At 63.5% G+C, this 16903-nt stretch carries 17 protein-coding genes; 7 read left to right on the forward strand and 10 right to left on the reverse strand.

The genetic code is table 11. From position 1 onward, the window contains the following. Positions 1-106: 106 nt before the first annotated feature. Entirely contained in the window at positions 107-1852 is a 1746-nt protein-coding gene (gene phaC / locus VPH40_RS05370) for a class I poly(R)-hydroxyalkanoic acid synthase (protein WP_305055777.1), read from the reverse strand. 91 nt (positions 1853-1943) lie between these two features. Between phaC and VPH40_RS05375 the strand changes: the two genes are divergently transcribed. Further along, positions 1944-2168 carry a hypothetical protein gene (locus VPH40_RS05375; protein WP_306508607.1) on the forward strand — a complete coding sequence of 75 codons (225 nt, stop codon included), beginning with the start codon at positions 1944-1946 and terminating at the stop codon, positions 2166-2168. Between the two features lie 16 nt (positions 2169-2184). Here VPH40_RS05375 and pgeF read toward each other — a convergent pair whose 3' ends face one another. Together pgeF and VPH40_RS05385 are read right to left on the reverse strand one after the other, a co-directional pair. Beyond that, a complete protein-coding gene (gene pgeF / locus VPH40_RS05380; RefSeq protein ID WP_328572905.1) occupies positions 2185-2970 on the reverse strand; it encodes a peptidoglycan editing factor PgeF in 786 nt (261 codons plus the stop codon). Next, positions 2970-3995, reverse strand: a complete 1026-nt coding sequence (locus VPH40_RS05385) for an RluA family pseudouridine synthase (RefSeq protein ID WP_099667537.1) — start codon at positions 3993-3995, stop codon at positions 2970-2972. Before VPH40_RS05385 ends, pgeF begins: the two co-directional genes overlap by 1 nt. A gap of 89 nt (positions 3996-4084) precedes the next feature. Here VPH40_RS05385 and VPH40_RS05390 point away from each other — a divergent pair, with 89 nt between their 5' ends. Next, positions 4085-4888 carry an outer membrane protein assembly factor BamD gene (locus VPH40_RS05390; RefSeq protein ID WP_077405789.1) on the forward strand — a complete coding sequence of 268 codons (804 nt, stop codon included), beginning with the start codon at positions 4085-4087 and terminating at the stop codon, positions 4886-4888. Between the two features lie 35 nt (positions 4889-4923). Here the strand turns inward: VPH40_RS05390 and yaaA are convergent, their stop codons facing one another. Beyond that, entirely contained in the window at positions 4924-5694 is a 771-nt protein-coding gene (gene yaaA, locus VPH40_RS05395; protein WP_328572906.1) for a peroxide stress protein YaaA, read from the reverse strand. Positions 5695-5724: 30 nt separating this feature from the next. Between yaaA and VPH40_RS05400 the strand changes: the two genes are divergently transcribed. The 3 genes from VPH40_RS05400 to VPH40_RS05410 all read left to right on the forward strand — a co-directional run bounded on the left by VPH40_RS05400 (position 5725) and on the right by VPH40_RS05410 (position 8570). Beyond that, complete coding sequence (locus VPH40_RS05400; protein WP_328572907.1) at positions 5725-6159, forward strand: putative toxin-antitoxin system toxin component, PIN family; 435 nt, start codon at positions 5725-5727, stop codon at positions 6157-6159. Positions 6160-6241: 82 nt separating this feature from the next. Beyond that, the gene (locus VPH40_RS05405) at positions 6242-7420 is read left to right on the forward strand and encodes a pyridoxal phosphate-dependent aminotransferase (protein ID WP_328572908.1); all 1179 of its coding nucleotides are present in this window, start codon (positions 6242-6244) and stop codon (positions 7418-7420) included. A 46-nt stretch (positions 7421-7466) separates the two neighbouring features. Next, complete coding sequence (locus VPH40_RS05410) at positions 7467-8570, forward strand: HD-GYP domain-containing protein (RefSeq protein WP_099667534.1); 1104 nt, start codon at positions 7467-7469, stop codon at positions 8568-8570. A gap of 28 nt (positions 8571-8598) precedes the next feature. On the opposite strand, the gene VPH40_RS05415 is transcribed toward VPH40_RS05410, so the two are convergent. After that, positions 8599-9057, reverse strand: a complete 459-nt coding sequence (locus VPH40_RS05415; protein ID WP_328572909.1) for a nuclear transport factor 2 family protein — start codon at positions 9055-9057, stop codon at positions 8599-8601. Between the two features lie 229 nt (positions 9058-9286). Continuing rightward, positions 9287-9958, reverse strand: a complete 672-nt coding sequence (locus tag VPH40_RS05420) for a DUF2625 family protein (RefSeq protein WP_328572910.1) — start codon at positions 9956-9958, stop codon at positions 9287-9289. A gap of 319 nt (positions 9959-10277) precedes the next feature. Here VPH40_RS05420 and VPH40_RS05425 point away from each other — a divergent pair, with 319 nt between their 5' ends. Both VPH40_RS05425 and VPH40_RS05430 read left to right on the forward strand, forming a co-directional pair. Next, entirely contained in the window at positions 10278-11129 is an 852-nt protein-coding gene (locus VPH40_RS05425) for a helix-turn-helix transcriptional regulator (RefSeq protein WP_328572911.1), read from the forward strand. 29 nt (positions 11130-11158) lie between these two features. Further along, the gene (locus VPH40_RS05430) at positions 11159-12193 is read left to right on the forward strand and encodes a serine hydrolase domain-containing protein (protein WP_328572912.1); all 1035 of its coding nucleotides are present in this window, start codon (positions 11159-11161) and stop codon (positions 12191-12193) included. Positions 12194-12200: 7 nt separating this feature from the next. Here VPH40_RS05430 and VPH40_RS05435 read toward each other — a convergent pair whose 3' ends face one another. Genes VPH40_RS05435 through mshL form a run of 4 tightly spaced genes read right to left on the reverse strand, consistent with a single transcriptional unit; the run spans position 12201 to position 16901 of the window. Then, positions 12201-13103 carry an alpha/beta hydrolase gene (locus VPH40_RS05435; RefSeq protein WP_328572913.1) on the reverse strand — a complete coding sequence of 301 codons (903 nt, stop codon included), beginning with the start codon at positions 13101-13103 and terminating at the stop codon, positions 12201-12203. 25 nt (positions 13104-13128) lie between these two features. Next, on the reverse strand, positions 13129-14190 hold the full coding sequence (locus tag VPH40_RS05440; protein WP_328572914.1) for a tetratricopeptide repeat protein: 1062 nt from the start codon (positions 14188-14190) through the stop codon (positions 13129-13131). 17 nt (positions 14191-14207) lie between these two features. Beyond that, a complete protein-coding gene (locus tag VPH40_RS05445; protein ID WP_328572915.1) occupies positions 14208-15113 on the reverse strand; it encodes an ExeA family protein in 906 nt (301 codons plus the stop codon). Further along, positions 15114-16901 (reverse strand): pilus (MSHA type) biogenesis protein MshL, encoded by a 1788-nt coding sequence (gene mshL, locus VPH40_RS05450; RefSeq protein ID WP_328572916.1) that lies wholly within the window; start codon positions 16899-16901, stop codon positions 15114-15116. It lies immediately after the preceding gene. Between the last annotated feature and the right edge of the window lie 2 nt (positions 16902-16903).

Below are 16903 nucleotides of genomic sequence, written 5' to 3' on the forward strand. Positions count from 1 at the left end.
CACATCAGGGTAGTAGATTCCCGCATTTATTGCAACGCAACTAAAAGTAGATTCCTGACAAGACCGGAGATTACGCCGGTCTTGCCGGGCCAGAAGCTTTTGTAAACTAGTCCGCCCTGACTTTAACATACCGCCCCGGCGCCGGCTCGATTGCCGCGTGGCGTTTGTTGCCCGGCTTGCCCGGCGCCTTCACCTGCGCGCCGCCGTGTTCGGCCAGGAAAGCCGCCCATTCGGGCCACCAGCTGCCCACGTGCTCGGTCGCGCCCTCCATCCACTGTTCGGCCGTCAAGGGCTTGGCTTTCGCCGTGCGTGCGCCTTTGCCCGCGTCATTGCTCCAGTAGCTGCGCTTTTTCTTCGAGGCAGGATTGATCACGCCGGCGATATGGCCCGAGGCGCCGAGGATGAAGCGGTTGGCTTTCGGCTTTTTCGGATTCAGCACGGCCGTGCTGGCGTACGCCGCGCCCCAGGGCACGATATGGTCTTCGCGCGAACCGTAGATGAAGGCGGGCGCGTCGATGCTGCTCAAGTCGACCTTTTCACCGGCCACCGTCAGCTTGCCCGGCACTTTCAGGCTGTTTTCCAGGTAGGTGTTGCGCAGATACCAGCAGAACATGGGGCCCGGCAAGCCCGTGCCGTCGCCATTCCAGTACAGCAAGTCGAACGCGGGCGGTTCCTTGCCCTTCAGGTAATTCGACTGCACGTAGTTCCACACGAGGTCGTTCGGTCGCAGGCTCGAAAAAGTGCTGCCCAGGTCGCGGCCCGACATCAGACCGCCCTTGGCCAGCGTCTGCTCGCGCAGCGCCACTTGCGGCTCGTCGATAAAGACGTCGAGCGCGCCCGTGTCGCAGAAATCGAGGAAGGTGGTCAGCAAGGTCAGGCTGGCGGCCGGATTCTCGCCCCGCGCCTTGAGCACGGCCAGCGCCGTCGAGACGATGGTGCCGCCCACGCAAAAGCCGAACATATTGAGCTTGTCCTGGCCGGAAATATCCTGCGTGACCCGAATGGCTTCGATCACGCCTTGCTCCACGTAATCATCCCACGTCAGGTGCTGCATGCTCAGGTCCGGATTGCGCCAGGACATCAGGAACACGGTATTGCCCTGCTCCACCGCATAGCGCACGAGCGAGTTTTCTGGCTGCAAGTCAAGGATATAGAATTTATTGATGCACGGCGGCACCATCAGCAGCGGCCGCTGGTGTACCGTGGCCGTCGTCGGCGTGTACTGGATCAGCTGGAACAGCGCGTTCTCGAACACCACCGTGCCCGGCGTGGTGGCCACGTTGCGCCCCACTTCGAAGGCCGATTCGTCGGACTGCGAAATGCGCCCCTTGCCCATGTCGGCCAGCATGTTGCTCAAGCCCTTGGCCAGGCTTTCACCCTTGGTCTCGATCAGGGTTTGCTGCGCGTCGGGATTGGTGGCAAGAAAATTGGCGGGCGACATGGCGTCGACGATTTGCTGCACGGCAAACGCAATCTTTTGCTTCTGGTGCGGCGTCGCTTCCACGGCGTCGGCCATGGCGCTGAGAAACTCGGCGTTCAGCAGGTAGGCCGCCGCATTGAAGGCCGACAGGGGGCTGGCGTGCCAGGCGGGCGCGGAGAAACGGCGGTCTTTCAATTCCGGCGCCTTGCCGGCCATAAAGTCTGCCCACAAGCCCGTCAGCTTGGCCACGTAGGCATTTTTCAGTTGCTCGATCGCTTCCGGCTTGATGCTGGCGCCCGCGTCCTGCAAAATGCCGGCAATCGGATTGCCGGCGGGCTGCGGTACCATGTTGAACCACGTCTTCCACTGTTCAGGATTGCTGATCTGCGCCATCCATTCCTTGGTCATCATTTGAGGATCGGGCATGTTCATAGCTATATAAATCCATTCAAGAATTGATAAATAATTACTTCCGGGCCACCTGCATGCAAACTCTTACTGACTGCCAATACCAATGATGCTCATGACCGCTGTTGCCTGGATCTATGTCGTCGGCCTCATGGCGCTGACGGAACCGTCCATCGTCGCCGGGGTGATGACCTTCGTGCTGTACTGCGTCATCCCGCTGTCCATCCTATTCTATCTGACGGGCTCAAGGAGACGCAAACGCAAGGCGGCGCGCATCGCGGAACTGCAGGCCCGCGCGCTTGCCTCAGCAGACGATAAAACAAAAACGGCAGACACATAAGTGTCTGCCGTGCAGATTATTTGCGCCAGATCAAGCTGGCCTGTCTTCCCGTGACGCCATCGCGCCGGTACGAGTAAAACTGCGCCGCATCGCTGACGGTGCAATACTCCCCGCCCGCCACTTGCGCCACGCCATCGCGCAGCAGCATGGTGCGCGCCAGCGCATAGATGTCCGCCAGGTACTTGCCCGGCTTGCCAGCGATGGCGACGAAGGAAGCGCTCAATACTTGCCGTTCAGCATCATCGCGCGCGCCGTCGCGGAACGCTTGCAATACATCGTGTCCCACTTCGAATTGCTGTGGACCGATGGCCGGCCCCAGCCAGGCGAGGATATCCGTCGCGCCCTGCGCGCGCATGCTGTCCACCGTGCGCTGCAAGACGCCGTTGGCCAGGCCGCGCCAGCCCGCGTGGGCCGCGCCGACGACGAGGCCATCCGTCGAACAAAACAATACCGGCAGGCAATCGGCCGTCATCACCACGCACACGGCGCCCGCCTGCGTGGCGATGCTGGCGTCGGCATCGGGCACGCAACCGTCCAGGCTGGCAGCATCGGCGACGGCCACGCCGTGCACCTGCGACAGCCAGGCCGGCTCGGATGGCAAGGCGCCAGCCAGCCGCGCGCGGTTGGCCGCCACGTGCGCGGCCTCGTCGCCCACGTGCGTGCCCAGGTTCAAGCCACCGCCGCCCTGCCCGTCACCATACGGGCCCTGGCTGACGCCGCCCGCGCGCACGGTCGCCAGCGCGCCCACGTTCGCGGGCAGGCCGGGCCAATGGGGAGTGATATAAGGCAAGGCAGCCGTCATCAGACCTGTTCCGGCTCGGGAATGCCGGCCGTGGCGATCAGTTGGGCGAAATCGTCGGCCAGCGGCACGATCCACTCGCACGCTTCCAGGGTGCCCGGATGCACGAGGCCCAGGCGGCGCGCCTGCAGTGCCTGGCGCGAGAAGACGGACACCAGGTGCTGCTTGCCGTACACATAATCACCGACCAGCGCAAAGCCCAGATGCTGCATGTGCACGCGGATCTGGTGCGTGCGGCCTGTTTCCAGGCGGCATTGCATCAGGCTCACGGGACGGCGGTCGAGTTCGCCGCTGCCGATCAATTCATAGTGCGTGATGGCGGGCTTGGCCGTAAAGTTTTCCGAGACGGCCATCTTGACGCGGTCGCGCGGGTGGCGCGCGATGGACGCATCGATGGTGCCCGCCGCCTTCGGCGTGCCCCACACGAGTGCGAAGTATTCGCGCTTGACGGTGCGCGCCTGCAATTGGCGCACCAGGTCCGTTTGCGAAGCGAGGGTCTTGCCGACCACCATCAAACCGCTCGTATCCTTGTCCAGGCGGTGCACGATGCCGGCGCGCGGCACGCCCGCCAGTTGCGGGCAGTGGTGCAGCAGGCCGTTGAGCAGGGTACCCGACCAGTTGCCGGGGCCCGGATGCACGACCAGTCCGGCCGGTTTGTTGATGACGATGATATGCTCATCTTCGTGCACGATGTTCAATTCCATCGCTTCCGGCTTAAAAGCCTCGTCTTCCGGCGCGCTTTGCGGCAGAATGACGATCTTCTCGTCGCCATAGGCGGTCATGTTGCGTTTGGCAACTTTTCCATCGACGGTCACGAAACCGGCTTCCAGCCACAATTGCAAGCGGCTGCGCGAGTATTGCGGCACCAGCTGGGCGATGACTTTATCGAGGCGGTGGCCGCAGGCGTCCGGCGTCAGTTCCAATGTAATCGGGGCCATTTCCTCGAAGACGTCGTCGGCGGCAAAATCGCCGTCAAACGCCTCTTCGGCAACATGGTCAGAAAGGGAGTCAAACGCGGGGTCAGCCAAATTAGGCTTCGGAGTTAATATCACAGCATTCCCATCGGCTATAATCAGCCTATTGTAAAATCTTGGTTAAAACCTTCTTGCAAAACGTCATGCAAAAAAAATTATCGTTGGTAGTCGCTTCAGTCGTTCTGCTCGGCATGTCCGCTTGCAGCTTGTTGCCTGAAAAAGTGGATGAGACCAAAAACTGGTCCGTTACGAAATTATACTCGGAGGCGCGTGAAGAAATGGCCGGGCAGCACTATGAAGCTGCAATCGGCCTGTTCCAGAAGCTGGAGGCTAACTATCCTTTCGGCAACTATGCTCTGCAAGCGCAGATGGAGATCGCTTACGCGTATTATAAGTCGGGAGACCAGGCTCAGGCACTGGCTGCCGTCGAACGCTTCATCAAGTTGCATCCGAACCACGCCAATGTGGACTATATGTACTACTTGCGGGGCCTGATCAGCTTTAACGACCAGATCAGCTTCCTGAACTTCCTGTACGAGCAAGATCCGACCGAGCGCGATCCGAAAGCCACGCGCGAAGCGTTTGCCGCCTTCAAGCAACTGGTCGACAAGTTTCCAAATAGCAAATACGCGCCCGATTCGCTGGCCCGCATGAACTATTTGGTCGATGCCATGGCGAAATACGAAGTGCACGTGGCGCGCTATTACTACCGCCGCGGCGCCTACCTGGCCGCCGCCAACCGCGCGCAAACGACGGTCAGCGACTTTGCCGCTTCGCCGGCCATCGAAGAAGCGCTGTTCATCATGTACCGCTCGTATGACAAGCTGGGCTTGACCGACTTGCGCGACGACGCCTTGCGCGTGCTGACCAAGAACTACCCGAACACGGCATTCCTCAGCCCGGAAGGGGTGAACAAGGAACGCAAGTGGTGGAAATTCTGGCAGTAAGATAAGAAAAAACCGGGCTAGCCCGGTTTTTTTACTTATACACCCACTTTGCGACGAAACACCCAGCTGGTATCGTTCGAGGCTTCCGGCACGAAACCGTAGCCGTCGACGTCGAACTCTTTCAGCTGCTGCGGGTCGCGGATGGCATTGACAGCCGCATAGCGGGCCAGCATGCCGCGCGCGCGCTTGGCGTAGAACGAGATGATTTTATATTTGCCGTTCTTCCAGTCCTCGAACACGGGCGCGATGACGGGCACGTCCAGCTGGCGCGGCTTGACGGATTTAAAATATTCCTCGGAAGCAAGATTGACCAGCACCTTGGCGCCCTGCTCTTTTGCCGTGCGGTTCAAGCCGTTGGTGATGGTGTCGCCCCAGAATGCGTACAAATCCTTGCCGCGCGTGGTCGACAGCCGCGTGCCCATTTCTAGGCGGTGCGGGTGGATCAGGTCCAGCGGGCGCAGCAAGCCGTACAGGCCCGACAGGATGCGCACGCGCGACTGGGCATAGTCGAGTTGGGCCGGCTGCAGGCTGCGCGCCTCGAAACCGGCATACACGTCGCCATTGAAGGCCATGATGGCCTGGCGCGCTTCCGCCAGCTTGGGCGTCCAGGAAGCGTAGCGGGCCACGTTGAGGGCCGACAAGGCATCGGAAATGCCCATCAGGCTGCCCACTTCGGCGGGCGAAAACTGGCGCATGCGGTCGATCAGCTGGGCGGAATGGTCGAGAAAATCGGGGGTGCTGTGCAACGAGGTTGTTGGCGGCGTCTCCAGGTCGAGACTCTTGGCGGGCGAAAGCACGATCAACATAAATTATCACTACAGAATAGAATTGCCGACATGATACCTGCTCCACAAAAACTCGTCCTCGACACCAACGTTTGCCTCGACCTGTTCGTCTTCAACGACCCGCGCTGGGCGCCCCTGCTGGCGGCCATGGAAAGCGGCGCCGTGCACGCCATCACGCGCGAAGATTGCCGTGCGGAATATCTGGTCGTGTTGCATTACAAACATTTGCCGCTCGACGAAGCCAGCCGCGCCGTCGCCGCCGTCCGCTTCGACGCGCATATCAGCGTGGTGGCGCCGCCCGTCTCCGGCGTGCGCCTGCCCGTCTGCACGGACAAGGATGACCAGAAATTCCTCGAACTGGCGCGCGACGCCAACGCCGACATCCTCATCACCAAGGACAAGGCCCTGCTGAAACTGGCCCGCAAGACGGCCAAGGCCGGCATGTTCAAGATCATGGTGCCGGAAGGCTGGGCCTTGCCAGGCTGAGCCATCGAGGGCTGCACGGAACGCCACGCGCTGCGCTAGAATGGGAAACGATTCCACTTTCCGCACCGCGCCCCTACCGCTCATGAACAGCCCGTCCCTGCCCTGCACGACTCCCACCCTGACCACCCGCTTGCCTCTCGTGGGCACCACCGTGTTTACCCGCATGTCCAGCCTGGCGGCCCAGCATGGCGCCGTCAACCTGGGACAGGGCTTTCCCGACTTCGATTGCGACCCGGCCCTGGTCGACCTGGTCAGCGATGCCATGCGCGCCGGCCACAACCAGTATCCGATGATGACGGGCGCCGCGCCCCTGCGCGAGGCCATCGCCGCGAAAATCGCCAGCTTGTACGGCCACGGCTATGATGCCGGCACGGAAATCACCGTCACGGCCGGCGCCACGCAGGCGCTCACCACGGCCATCCTGTGCTGCGTGCACCCGGGCGACGAAGTCATCGTCATCGAACCGGCCTACGACAGTTATTTACCCGCCATCGCGCTGGCCGGCGGCGTGCCCGTGCTGGTGTCCATGCAAGTAGGTGAACAAGGCTACAGCGTGCCGTGGGACCAGCTGGCCGCCGCCGTCAGCAGCAAGACGCGTTTGATCATCATCAACACGCCGCACAACCCGACGGGCACGATCTTGCGCCCGGCCGATATCGCCGCGCTGGCCGACATCGTGCGCGGCACGCAAATATTGATCCTGTCCGACGAAGTGTACGAGCACATGGTGTACGACGGCGTGCCGCACGCGTCGCTTTCGCGCAACCCGGAACTGGCGGCGCGCAGCTTCATCGTCTCCAGCTTCGGCAAGACGTATCACGTGACGGGCTGGAAAGTCGGCTACGTGGCGGCGCCAGCAGCCCTGACGGCGGAATTTCGCAAGGTGCACCAGTACAACGTGTTTACCGTCAACACGCCGATGCAGCACGGCATCGCCGGCTACATGGCAGACCCGCAGCCCTACCTGGACTTGCCCGCGTTTTACCAGCGCAAGCGCGACCTGTTCCGCGACGGCCTGGCGGGCAGCCGCTTTACCCTGCTGCCGGCCGACGGCACGTATTTCCAGTGCGTGCGCTACGATGCCATTTCGCAAGAGACCGAAGCGCAGTTCGCCGAATGGCTGACGACGGAAATCAAGGTGGCGGCCATTCCCGTCTCCGCGTTTTACGTGCAGGGCAAGGAGTCGGGCATCGTGCGCTTCTGCTTTGCCAAGAAAGACGAGACCTTGCGCCTGGCGCTGGAGCGCCTGCGCAGCATATAACCGAGCACTGAACATGGCTTCGCTGCGGCGGGGCAAAGGATGACAGATGGTACAGCGTCGCATCGGCCCGGCCGACCTGGTTCCCGGCGAACCCCTGCCCTGGGATCTGTTTTTGGCTGACCATAGTGCCGGCCCGCAACTGCGCAAGGGGCAAATCATCACGGATGGCACGCAGCTGGGCCGTTTGCTGCAGCTGGGCCTGTACGTGGGCGCGCCGGACCAGCCATCCGTCTTGCGCTTGCTCAATGAGGCGGCGCAGCGCCTGGAACGGCTGCTGCTGGACTTGCGCAGCGAAAGCAATGCCGAGCGCGACGTGCGCGACATCGCCCGCGAATTGCTGCGCGCGCTCGAACACGATGCCGATATCGCCCTGGCCAGCATCCTGCTCAACCAGATCGCCGGCAGCTACGCCGTGCGCCACTGCATCGAAACAGCCTTGCTGGCCATGCTGGTGGGCCGCGGCATGCACAAGTCGCACGATGAACTGCTGCTGATCGGCGCGGCCGCGCTGACGATGAACGTGGGCATGCTGCGCCACCACGACAGCTTCCAGGACCGGCGCGGCCCCCTGAACGACGATGAAATGCGCATCGTGCGCCAGCATCCGCAGGAAAGCACGGAATTGCTGCGCTGCGCCGGCGTCGATGACGAGGAATGGCTGAGCTGCGTGCTGCTGCACCATGAAAACGACGACGGCAGCGGCTACCCGCAGGGGCGCACGGCCGATGAAATCCTGCAAAATGCCAAGCTGATCGGCCTGGCCGACCGCTATTGCGCCCGCGTCTCGGCGCGCAACTACCGCCGCTCCATCGTCCCCGACCAGGCGCTGCAGCACATCTTCCTCGACCAGGGCGTGCCCATCGACCCGCTGCTGGGCGAGCAGTTCGTCAATCTGCTGGGCAAGTATCCGCCCGGCACCCTGGTACGCCTGCGCAGCGGCGAACTGGGAGTGGTGACGCAACGGGGCGCCGGCCACGTGCATCCGCTCAGCGACCCGTTGGGCGCGCCGCTGGCCGCCGCCGAGCTATCGCAGATGACGCCGCGCGACACGGGCGACAGCCAGTTCGCCATCGTCTCGTCGCTGCACGAAGACGATGCCGGCATGCATTTCAGCATGCGGCACGTGTGGGGCGACGAGGCGCGGCTGTAGGCTGGCCGGGCACCAGGCACGGCTCACTTCACGGTTTCGGCGGGCGGATGCCCGTGTACTGTGCGCTGACCAGCAGCCATTGCTTGTCGACAAGCCGAGCGACATAGCCGGCGCGCAGGGCGAAATTGCGGGCGACCCCATCCTGGTTGAGACGGTAGGACAGCCGCGCCGAGATGAGCGCCGTATCGCCAAACAGGCGCACCACCGGTTCATCGACCTGCAGCTGGGGACTCGGCCGCTTCTGCTCCGGCGCATAGAAGGCGAGCATTTTTGCACGCCCGTCCACCTCGCCGACCGGCGATATTTCCACATAATTCTCCGCCGTGATGGCGTTCAAGGCCACTTGATCAAAGTTGCTCTGCGCCTGCGCATGGCGCTGCACCAAGGCGACCAGTTCGACATCGGCGGGAGCCGCGTGCGCGCTGCCGATAACGCCCAAGGCGCCCAGCAGACAAGTGGCAAGGACATGTGGAAGGGTCAATTTCATGCGTATTCATCCTGATCGAGGTCATTGAGAAGCGTCCGATGCCTGCCGCGGCAGTATCGGACACTCGCTGGCGGGCGGCGCATCGCGAGAAAGCCCATCGTATGCTATCCCCTCCCCCTTTTCTCGCGCCTGCCATTGCGACAAAGCGCTTGAATCGGGGGTTGAAATGACATTTCGCCGGCCCGGGATGCGCAGGGCGATGCCGTCAAAGACGCCCGCAAGCCATGCCTCAGTTCGCGCCCGCAGGAGCATCGAGCAACTTTTGTTGCAGATCAAGGTTGAGCGCCCACTGCTCTTCCACGGGAATGGCGCGCCGCGAACTGGTCTTGAGGGAACCTTCTTGCGTCCACAGGAATGGATAAAAATTCAGGCAGAGGTCGCCGGACAAGGGCAATTCGGGCAATTCGTCAAACTCCTGCGCATCGCCGGGCTGCCGGCCATAAAACTGCCGCAACTGGCGAGTAAAAGCCCACTCGACGAACGCCGTGTAGCCGATCTCCAGCGCTTCCCATGCCAGCGTCTCGGGCGCCAGGTAATACATCTTGCCCTGGTCGGCCCCGAGTGCGCCGCCGTTGATGGCAAAAAAGCCGCCGAGCACGTCGTCGGCCACCAACAGAAAGCCCTCGGCCTTTCCTTCGTTCCACGTAGCAATGTTCCGCTCCAGTTTGCCATGTCCCGAGCCCAATATCCGCAGCCAGCCGTCATCCACCAGGATGCCGCCCGTTTCATAGGCGATCGCGCCAAGGGGAGAGCGCGTGGTGACCTGCAAGCTCAGCAGCACATCTTCCCTGCCGGCCGAGGGCGGCAGCAATTCCACCGGGATGTCAGCCTCGCTGGCCCATTGCCGGATCAGCGGAAACGCCGGGTCTTCACTATCCAGTAATTCATTCAATGTACGCATTGCACCTGACCTTATCGATGACCGCTTCCGGCGGCCGGAGAGTTCATGACGACGCTGGCACTGCCAGGCGGGCGGCGCCCGGCATTCCAGCGGCTCGCCCCTGGCGCGATCCAGTATCGATGGCGACATCTGGACGCTGCGCAAATTTTACACATACCCGCCCCGGCACCCCTGCACGCCTGCCAGCGGCCACGCAAAACCGGCCGGAGCCGCCGTCCCACATCCCGTGCATTCCCCCGAATCGACCGTTCATCCTGCGCCTGGCGCCATTCGTCGTCCCGCGCTCGCCCGTCAGGGCGGCCGCACATACCATGTCGATATGACCACTCCACTCCAGTTCAAGTCCGGACAATTCTATGGCGACGTGCATCACGGCGCGCGCGGCAGCATTTTCGACATCCGCCGCCTGAAGGCCACGCGTGGCGAAGATGAAGTCGAAACGCACCGGCATGACGATGCCCACTTCGTCTTCGTTCTGTCCGGCACGTATATTTCCAGCGCCCTGCACGCCCCGCCGCGCGCGCCTTCGCCCACCCTCGTTTTCAATCCTGCCGGCACGACGCACCGCGACCGCTTCGTCGATGGCAAGGGCAGTTTCATGACGGTATCGCTCGACCCTGCCCTGCTGTCGGACGCCGAGGAATTGCATGCGGCCCAGGAGTGCGCCACCGTGTTGCGCGATACGGCCAGCGCGGCGGCCGCGTTCCGGCTCGCGCGCGAAGTGGGCCGCGGCGGCGACGGCGCCTTGCTCGAAGCGGGCGCGTGGGAAATGCTGGCCAGCCTGCACAAGGCGCCCCGGCAGGCGCGCCCCGCCCTGCCCGGCTGGGCCCACCAGGCGTATGAAGCCGTGATGGACCTGGCCAATGACACGCATCTGCGCATCGCCGACGTGGCCGCCGCCCTGGATGTGCATCCCGTGCACCTGGCCCGCGTGTTCCGCCAGGCCTGGGGCTGCTCGCCGGGCGACCTGCTGCGCTGGCGCCGCGTCGACCAGGCCAGCGGCTTGCTGCGCCGCCCGGAACTGAGCATGGCCGACGTGGCGCTGAGCGTGGGCTTTGCCGACCAGAGCCACATGACGCGCGCCTTCCAGGCCCGCTACGGCATGACGCCCAGCAACTATCGCCGCCAAATGTTTCAAACGTCCAAGACAATGCCCAATTTACAAGACTAGACTGCAATTTTCCAACTCAGGAGTACACCATGTTGCGATACCTACCCCTTCTTCTCGCCTTCGGCAGCAGCGTCCACGCAGGCGAACTGGACGGCGTCACCACCGCCATCGAAGCGGGCGACTTCAAGCAGATCACCAGCGTCGTGGTGGCGCAGCATGGCAAGCTGCTTTACGAACACTACTTCGACAAGGATGGCGCCGAAAGCCTGCGCAACACGCGCTCGGTGGGCAAGACGGTGGCCGGCATGCTGGTCGGCCTGGCCATCGAGCGCAAGCTCTTGCGCACCGACACCCCCGTCCTGCCCTACTTTCCGGAACTGCGCCCGCTGGCCCATGCCGACCCGCGCAAGGACAAGATCACGGTCGAGGATTTCCTGACCATGAGCTCACTGCTCGAGTGCGACGACGACAACCAGCATTCGCGCGGCAATGAAGAACGCATGTATCTGGTGGAAGACTGGAGCCGCTTCGTGGCGGACCTGCCGATCCGCGGCTTTCCCGAATGGCAGCCCCGCCCCGAGCAATCGCCGTATGGCCGCGCCTGGAGCTATTGCACGGCCGGCGTAACCCTGCTGGGACCGCTGCTTGAAAAGGTGAGTGGCCAGGGCGTGCCGGACTTCGCCGCTGCCAATCTGTTCAAGCCGCTTGGCATCGACAAGGTGAAATGGCAATTCCAGCCCAAGGGCAGCGCCATGACGGGCGGCGGCTTGCAGCTGCGCAGCGTGGATCTGATGAAGCTTGGCCAGCTCTACCTCGACGGCGGGCGCTGGCATGGCAAGCAGGTGATGCCGGCCGAATGGGTCAAGCGCTCGATCGCGCCCCACGCCAACGCGCGCGAAGGCATGGACTACGGTTATCTGTGGTGGCTGCAACCGTTCACGGCCAATGGCCGTACGGTGCAAAGCTATGGCATGGCGGGTTCCGGCGGCAATAAAGTGCTCGTCCTGCCGGAACTCGATGCCGTGGTCGTCATCACCACGACCAACTTCCAGGTGCGCGACGCCCATGGCATCAGCGAAAAATTGCTGACCAAGCTGATCCTGCCGACATTGATGCGCCCGTAAGCGCCCTTCATTTTGCGGACGTCAAGTACGCCCGCAAGCCATGCGTGAGCACAAAAGGAAACACGCTCGCGTGATCTTCATCCGCGAAGACGCGCAAGCGCGTCTTCAGGCCGGGGAACTTGCGCGATGTCAACTTCCCATCGAATTCGCGCAAGTCGGCCACCATGTCGGCGTCCTCTTCCGAACGCGAACGCTTCTTGCCCGCTGCCAACTTTTCCAGGCCGCCGATGCCGAAGAACACGGACGCCGGCAAATCCTTGTGGCTGGCGGCATACGCCTGTTCGCGGTCGAACATGACGCCGGCGTCGTACCACAGCGACGGGCTGCCGAGGATGTAGTGCTCGAAGGTGCGCGGTTCCGTCAGCAGGAATTGCAGGCCCAGCAAGCTGCCGTAGGAATGGCCGATAAACACCTTGCGCTGCATGTTCGCGCGATAGTGCTGCGCAATAAAGGGAAACACCTCGCCCGAGATGAACTGGCCATACGCCTTCGCTTCGCCGAACGCGGGTTGCCGTCCCGGCATGTCCGAGCGGTAATCGTGCTTGCGCGGCGTGGTGGGCGTGTAGTCGCGGCGCCGGCTGTACACCCCGCCATCGCCGTTGGCGTACGACAAGCCGACCACGATGACTTCTTCCATCCCCGCATGCTTGTTCAGGCGCTGCGCGATATTGCGCACGACGGGAAACGCATAATTGGCGTCGACGACGAACAGCACCGGATAGCGCTTATTGCCCTGCCGATAGGAATCGGGCAAGGCGACATACAGCTGGTAATCGCGCTTCAGAGCTTGCGCACGGATATCGCGCACTTCCGTATTCTCAAGAACGTAGCTGGCGGGCGCGCTGGCGGGGGCGGCTTGGGCGCTGCCGGCCAGGCAGCAAAGAACGATGAGCAGATGCAGAGGCTTCAAGCTGTTTCTTTCATTGAGGTAATAGTTACTTCGCCGCAGCCGCCGTCAGCTGCACCAGCTTGCGCTCGACAAACGCCTGCAGCTGGGGCGACAGGGTTTGCAAGCCCTTGGCGCGCTCGAACGCCTGGCGCGCCTGGGCCGGGTGGTTGTCGGCTTGCAAGGCGATGCCGAGGCCCATCCACCAGACGCTGTTGTCGGGCGCCGCCTGCAGGGCCAGCTGATAGTGTTCGGCCGCTTCGCGGTAGCGCTGCTCGCGCTGCAGCACGCCGGCCAGGAAGGCGTGGTATTCGCCGTTGTCGGCGGCGTACGGCAAGCTGCGCATGAGGGTATCGAGGGCCGCCGCGCCGCCATTGGCCTTGTCCAGCTGCAAACGGGCCAGCATCATCGCCTGCGCCGGCTGTTTCGGGTCCAGCGCCAAACTCAGCTGTAACTGGCGCGCCGCCTCGTCGGGACGCTGCGCTTCCAGCAGCAGCCGCACCAGCGTTTCGCGCGCGCCCTGGTGGCGCGGATCCAGCTGCAGGGTCTGCTGCAAGGCCAGCATGGCGTCGGAGACGCGGCCATCCTGCAACTGGGCCAGCGCGCGCCGGTATTCATTCTCCACGCGCTGCTGCGGCGTGACTTGTTTTCCGTCAATGATACGTTCACTCACAGCGGACGCAGCCGTCTTCACCACGGGCGCAGCGGCAGGCTTGGCGGCTTGTTGCGTGATGCGGCGCATGTCGGCGGCACGCAGCTTGGCCGGCGCGGGTGTGGCTTCCTCGGCCTGAAATACGGGTTCGGGTTCCGCCGCCACAGCAGGTACGGGCGCGGGTGCGGGTGCGGATACAACGACGGCAGGCGCCGGTGCCGATACTGGAACCGGCGTACCGGCCACGCTGACCAGCACGGGCGGCACGGCCGGGCGCTTCAGGTAGACCCAGCCCAGGGCGATGGCGGCGGCCGTCAAGCCCGCGGCGCCGCCGAAGACCAGCGCGCGCGAGACGCCCCGCTCGCGTTCGGGCACGGAGCGGATACCGGCCGCGTCGCCGCGTCCATCGGGGGTGCCGCGGGCATCGAGGTCTTGCAACATCTTGTTAATCAGGCTCATCTACAGGCTCATCTTCGTCATCGGTTCAATAAAGTCCAGCTCGCGCCGCAGGCGGCGGCCAGCACGCCGGCGCCTGCCAGCCATGGCCACGGCCTGCGCCAAAAGCGGTGCGGCTTGCTGGCCAGGGTGTCGCTGGCGGCCAGCGCCACGTGGCGCCCGCTCACCTGCTGCCGCCCTTCGCCATACGCCACCATCAGCGCCTTGTGCGCCATGATATTGATCAGGCGCGGGATGCCGCCGGACGCCTGGTACAGCTTGGCCACGCCGCCACGGCTGAACAGACGCGCGCCATCGAAACCGGCCACGCGCAGGCGGTGCGCCACGTAAAAATCCACGTCGTCGCGCGACAAGGGCCCCAGGTGATAGTGAAAGGTGATGCGCTGCGCCAGCTGGCGGATTTCCGGCAAGGCCAGCTTGACGTCCAGTTCCGGCTGGCCGAACAGCACGATCTGCAGCAGCTTGCGCTTTTCCGTTTCCAGATTCGTCAGCAGGCGCAGCGCTTCCAGGCTGTCGACGGGAATCGCCTGCGCTTCGTCCAGGCACAGCAGCACGCGCTTGCCTTGCGCCGCCAGGTTGAGCAGGCGCAAGTTGAGTACGCGCAGCAACTGATGCTGCTCAATATCCTTTTCCAGCAAGACATCGAGGTCTTCGGCCAGCGCCAGGATCAGCGAACGGGGCGACAAGTTCGGATTCGGGATGTAGGCCGTGACGAAGTCCGGCCCCAAGGACTGCATGAACTTGCGGCAAAGAAAAGTCTTGCCGGTGCCCACTTCGCCAGTGATCTTGATGAAGCCCTCGCCATTGCGCGCCGCCACCAGCAAGGTGTTGAGCGCCTTTTGCGACTGCGGGCCGTTGAAGAAGAAACTGGTATCGGGCGTGAGGCCGAACGGCGCCTCGCGCAAGCCGAAATGGGCCTGGTACATTTAGCGCCGCTCCGACGGACGGCGCGGGTCGAGCGCCTCGATGCGCTTGCCCGAATCGAGCAAGTCCTCGTTCCAGCTATTGGCGCCGTCGACGATGGTCGGCTTGATCAGCACCACCAGTTCGCGCTTCTGGATCACCTGCCCCGTGTTACGGAACAGCGCGCCCAGCACGGGGATATCGCCCGCGCCCGGCACCTGCGAGCGGTCCGACGTCGTGGCCTGGCGCATCAGGCCGCCGATGGCGACGATACGGCCATCCTGGCTGCGCACCATGCTGTCCATCTCCGACGTGCTGGAGGCGGCCAGCGGCAGTTTCAGGGACCCGGCGCTGCCCAGGTCGATTTCCTTGCTGATGGTCGACACCTGGCTGACGGACGGGTGCACGTGCAGGATGATGTTGCCATCCGCATCGATCTGCGGCGTCACGTCCAGCACCACGCCGGAAAAGAACGGCTGCAAGGTCACGTTGGGGCTGGTCGTCGCGCCGCTGGCCGTCGTATTCGTCGTGGTCGACACGCCCGTCACGTAAAACTCGTCCGTGCCGATCTTCAGCACGGCCTTCTGGTTGTTCATGGTGGCGATGCGCGGGCTCGACAGCACGTGCACGGAGCCTTGCGATTCCAGGAAGGAAATCATGGCCGCGAAATTGGCCGTCTGGAAGGCCAGGCCGAACATGGAACCGGCCGAGTTCGCCGCCGAGCTGAGGCCGAAGCCGCTGCTGGCCGTCAAGCCGCTGCCATTCGTCATGTTGGGCGGCTGGCCGCCATTGAAGGGCAGCGGCGCCAGGGTGCCGCCCGGCTGGATGAAGCCCGTCGAGATGCGGTTCGTGTGGCCGCTCTTGATCGAGGCGAACGAGGCCCAGTTGATGCCCGTCTGCGTGTTGTCGTTGAGTTCGACTTCGAGGATTTTCGCTTCCAGGATCACCTGGCGGTCGACGGACAATTGCGTGGCCTTCAAATACATGTCGACATTGCGCAACTCTTCCGGCATGGCGCGGATGACGATCACGCCCGATTGCGGGCTCAGCACCACTTGCCGGCCGCCGTCGCTGCTGCCGACGATGGCTTCCAGCGCCGCCTTCAGTTCCGGCCAGAAATCGGCCGTCGACGAGGTGGTCAGGTTGCTGCTGTCCAGGGTACGGCCGCCCTGGCCGCCATTCGTTTGCTGGCTCTGCTCGTTGTTGTTGCCCTGATTGTTATTGCCGCCATTCCCGCTGTTGCCCGAGCCGCCGGAATTGGTCGAACCGACCGACCCCACCGACGTCGACGACACGCGCAGGTTGGAACTGCCGCGGCGCGCGCCCGTCAGGTAATTGACATGGAACAAACGCGTCTGCATGGTCAGGGGTTTGATGTAGATCTGCGTGCCCTCGACCTTGTAATCGTAGCCATACAGTTCGCGCACGGCGTCGAGCGCCTGGAACAGGGTCACGTCCTTCAAATTGGCGGAAATCGTGCCGCCGATGTCGGGATGGACCAGCATGTTGTAGCGCGTGCCGGCCACGATGGAAGTGAAGAACTGGCGTGCCGGCACATTGTTGAACGCCACGTTGAAGCGCTCGTCGAGCGCGGCGCGGGCCTTCGGCAATTGCTGGGCCAGGGCCGCCACGGGCGGCAGCAGCGCCGCTTCCACGGCGTCCGGCTGGGCCGCTGGCGCCGTGGTGGCTGCCGCACCCTTGACGGCATCGGTGATCGCATTATAGGTGTCGCGCTTGACGGGCGCGACGTTGCAGCCGCCCAGGCCCAGGCTGACGCTGATGACAGCCGCCATCGTACTGATCTTGAACATGC

This window comes from Janthinobacterium sp. P210005, from assembly GCF_036231865.1.
Lineage (GTDB): Bacteria > Pseudomonadota > Gammaproteobacteria > Burkholderiales > Burkholderiaceae_D > Janthinobacterium > Janthinobacterium kumbetense.